The 3,509-nt window shown below is 72.0% G+C and carries 4 protein-coding genes; 1 reads left to right on the forward strand and 3 read right to left on the reverse strand.

The window, feature by feature from the left end; genetic code table 11:
• A partial coding sequence (locus FV222_RS20385; RefSeq protein WP_187277393.1) for an ATP phosphoribosyltransferase regulatory subunit occupies nt 1-520 on the reverse strand: 520 nt, incomplete at its 3' end.
• A gap of 179 nt (nt 521-699) precedes the next feature.
• On the opposite strand from FV222_RS20385, the gene FV222_RS20390 reads away from it, so the two are divergent.
• Complete coding sequence (locus tag FV222_RS20390) at nt 700-972, forward strand: YARHG domain-containing protein (RefSeq protein ID WP_147762175.1); 273 nt, start codon at nt 700-702, stop codon at nt 970-972.
• Between the two features lie 54 nt (nt 973-1,026).
• Here FV222_RS20390 and hisS read toward each other — a convergent pair whose 3' ends face one another.
• Together hisS and FV222_RS20400 are read right to left on the reverse strand one after the other, a co-directional pair.
• Nucleotides 1,027-2,562 (reverse strand): histidine--tRNA ligase, encoded by a 1,536-nt coding sequence (gene hisS / locus FV222_RS20395; RefSeq protein ID WP_147762174.1) that lies wholly within the window; start codon nt 2,560-2,562, stop codon nt 1,027-1,029.
• A gap of 229 nt (nt 2,563-2,791) precedes the next feature.
• Entirely contained in the window at nt 2,792-3,295 is a 504-nt protein-coding gene (locus FV222_RS20400; protein WP_147762173.1) for a DUF3429 domain-containing protein, read from the reverse strand.
• Nucleotides 3,296-3,509: the final 214 nt, after the last annotated feature.

A 3,509-nucleotide genomic window follows, 5' to 3' on the forward strand; every position in this document is an offset into this window, starting at 1 on the left:
GCGCCCGCAACGTCCGGCGCTTGGCGGCCGGCGGCACGCTCAGGGCCTCCAGCAGTGCCACCGTCAGCCCCATGTCGCCCAGTCGCACGCTCGGGGCAGAGTGCCCGAACAGGGCGAGGCCTTCGAGGGCGATGCCGAGCACTTCGGCGTCGGCGGCCGGGGTGTCGGCGCGGCCGATCGATTCGATGCCTGCCTGCAGGAACTCGTCGGGCTCGTCGGCCGCCAGCCGGAACACCGGGCCGCAATAGCTGTAGTCGGCCGCCCGGCCGTCGCCGCCGGCCAGGTGCAGGCGGCAGACCGGGATCGTCAGCTCCGGTCGCAGGCACAGTTCGGCCCCGTCGGAGTCCTGCGTGACGAAGATGCGCCGGCGGATGTCCTCGCCGGAGAGCTCGAGGAACGGCTCGACCGGCTGCAGCACCGGCGGCGTCACGAAGCGGTAGCCCCCTTGCGCGAGGTGCGCCGAGAGCCGCGCCTGTGCCGACGCGCTCGCCTCCGTCTCTCCTGCCTGCGGTCGCGTCATGATCCTGCCCGTCGTCGTCGAGCGGTTCTGTAGCAACCGGAGCCGGGCTTGGCGACCGCCCCGCCGGGCCTCGCGAGCGGGAATGAACACGCAGGGTCAAACCTTTGGGACGCGCGGGCGCATGCGGCGGCGATCGCATCGGCTATCGTGCGGCTCCCGTCCCCACCGGAGCCGACCCGATGCGCGCCCTCGCCCTTGCTTCCGTCCTGGTGGCCTTGCCGCCGCTCTGCACGCCCGCGCGGGCGGAGTTCCCGTGCGACGAACTCTGGGGCGAGCGCAACGCGGTCTACGGCGAGGCCGGCTACTGCTTCCGCACCCCGCGCGGGATCAAGGCCTTCGGCAACGCCGGCTGCCGCGACGACGACATCGCCGACGTGCCGCTTTCGGCTCGGGATCGTGCCAAGGTCGCCGAGATCCAGCGCCAGGAACGCGCCGCCGGCTGCCCGCGCTGAGGCTGCCGCTGCTCGTCCCCGCGCAGAGGGGGGAGAGAGAGCCGACCCCTACCCTTACGCGTCGGCCGAAAAATGCTGCGCCAGCACGGCGCGCACGCGCTCGACCATCTCGGCCTCGGGACAGGAGAATTGGGCCGGCCGGGCGGCCTTCCACTCGGCGTTGCTGGCGATGTTGCGGGCGGCCTCGGCGCCGGCGACGAGGTCCTTGACCTGGATTTCGCCGGCCTCGCGCTCGTTCGAGCCCTGGATGATCGCCACCGGGCTGCCGCGGCGGTCAGCGTACTTCATCTGCGCCTTCATCCCGGCGCCGCCCAGATAGAGCTCTGCCCGGATGCCGGCCCCCCGCAGGGTGGCGACGAGCCGCTGGTAGGCGGCGATCTCGTCGCGGTCGAGCACCAGCACCACCACCGGGCCGGGCTTGGCCGGGGCCTCGGCGAGCGGGCTGCCGGTGAGCTGCAGCGCCGAGAACAGCCGCGACACGCCGATGGAGAAGCCGGTGGCCGGAACCGGATCGCTGCGGAACCGCCCGACGAGCCCGTCGTAGCGCCCACCCCCGGCGACCGAGCCGAAGCGCACGGTCTGCCCGTCCTCGTTGGTGACGGGGAAGGTCAGCTCGGCCTCGTAGACCGGGCCGGTGTAGTATTCGAGGCCGCGCACCACGGAGGGGTCGACGCGGATGCGGTCCACGCCGTAGCCGGCGGCGTCCACCAGCTTGGCGATGGTGTGCAGCTCCTCGATGCCGGCCCGCGCGGTCTCGTTCTCGCCGAAGGCGGAGAGCAACGCGTCGACGAAGGCGAAGCGTTCGGGCGTTTCCTCCGAACCGCCGGCGAGCAGCAGCGCGATCACCTTGTCGGCTTGGGCCCCGTCGAGTCCGGCGCCCTTGGTGAAGTCGCCCGACTCGTCCTTGCGGCCGGGGCCGAGCAGCTGGCGCACGCCCTCCGTGCCGAACTTGTCGAACTTGTCCATGGCGCGCAGCACGGTCAGCCGCTGGCCGGCCTGCGCGTCGCCGCCGAGCCCGATCGTCGCCAGCACCCCGTCGAGCACCTTCCGGTTGTTGACCTTGATCACGTACTGGCCGGCCAAGCCCAGCCGATCCAGCGTGTCGGCCATCAGCATGCAGGCCTCGGCGTCGGCGGCGACGCCGGGCGCCCCGACGATGTCGGCGTCGAACTGCATGAACTGGCGGAAGCGGCCCGGGCCCGGCTTCTCGTTCCGGAACACGAAGCCGTTGCGGAAGCTGCGATAGGGTTTCGGGATCGCGTCGAAGTTCTCGGCCACGTGCCGGGCCAGCGGCGCGGTGAGGTCGTAGCGGAGCGAGAGCCACGCCTCGTCGTCGTCCTGGAACGAGAACACGCCCTCGTTCGGGCGGTCGAGGTCGGGCAGGAACTTGCCGAGCGCCTCGGTGTACTCGACGAACGGGGTCTCCAGCGCCTCGAAGCCGTAGAGCTCGAACGTCGCCCGGATCGTCTCCAGCATCCGCCCCTGCGCCGCGATCTCGGCGGCGCGGCGATCGACGAAGCCGCGCGGCAGGCGGGCCTTCAGGCCGGATTTTTCGGCCTTCTCGGCCTTGTTGGAATCGGCCTTGGACATGAGGGTTCGTTTCGATCGCGCGCTACGGGGGTCGCGCCGGGCTGTATCGCGGCGGCGGGGGCAGCGGCAAGCAGGGCTGGATTTCGAAGGCGGGCGGGTTCTCGCGGCGAGACGATGGTGGGCATTTTCCCTCCCCCGCACCCAAGTCGGGCTCGCCCGACTTGGGCACACAGGGTGCGGATCTCGGGCAAGCCCGAGATCCGTCGGGGGGGTAGGGAAGAGGGGCGGCCTAGTAAGGCGAGATCCACTTCAGCCACAGCAGCGCGGCGAGGCTCACCACGGCGATCGGCATCTGCAGCGGGCGCAGGCGAGCGAAGAACAGCGGTGCCTCTCCGGTGCGCGCGGCGATCGGGTCGAGCACGGCGATGGCGGCGTAGCCGACGATCAGGAGGGCGAGCGCCGGGATCGCCTTGCCCATCACCACCGTCACGAGGGCGGAGAGCCCAAGCGCGAACAGCCCGAACATCGTCGCGATCTGCACCACCGTCGGCCCGCCCTCGGTGCGGAAGCTGACGCCGCGGCGCACGCCCGCCAGGAACAGCAGGATCGCGGCGCCGTAGAGGATCGTCACCAGGGCGACGAGGTAGTCGAGGGGCTGGCCGCGCATCCACCAGGCGGCGGCGGCGCCCGCCACCAGCGGCAGCATCGGCCCGAAGCCGAGGACCACGCTGAGCCAAGGCGTCTCGCGCGATTCATGGGCGGTGAGGGTGCGTCCGGTGGCGTCGTCGCGCATGAGGGTCAGGCCGTTTCCGTGTTGTCTCGGGCAGGTTCGGGCAGGTTCGGGCAGGTTCGGGCGAGGCCGGCGCGCGGGGACGGCGCGCCGCGCGCCGGCACGTCATGATCCGTGCCATACAGGTGTTGGCCCCCGCCGCGCGAGCGTGAAACCGCGCCCAGCACCGCGGTGCCGGGATTATGTCGCGGCCTGTGCCGTGCGGGCCTGGCGCCGC

Origin of the sequence: Methylobacterium sp. WL103 (assembly GCF_008039885.1) — a bacterium.
GTDB lineage: Bacteria > Pseudomonadota > Alphaproteobacteria > Rhizobiales > Beijerinckiaceae > Methylobacterium > Methylobacterium cerastii.

Bases quoted from the DNA above. Each gene is read 5' to 3' on its own strand.
- FV222_RS20390 (WP_147762175.1), top strand. From the start codon at position 700: ATGCGCGCCCTCGCCCTTGCTTCCGTCCTGGTGGCCTTGCCGCCGCTC.
- hisS (WP_147762174.1), bottom strand. From the start codon at position 2,562: ATGTCCAAGGCCGATTCCAACAAGGCCGAGAAGGCCGAAAAATCCGGC.
- FV222_RS20400 (WP_147762173.1), bottom strand. From the start codon at position 3,295: ATGCGCGACGACGCCACCGGACGCACCCTCACCGCCCATGAATCGCGC.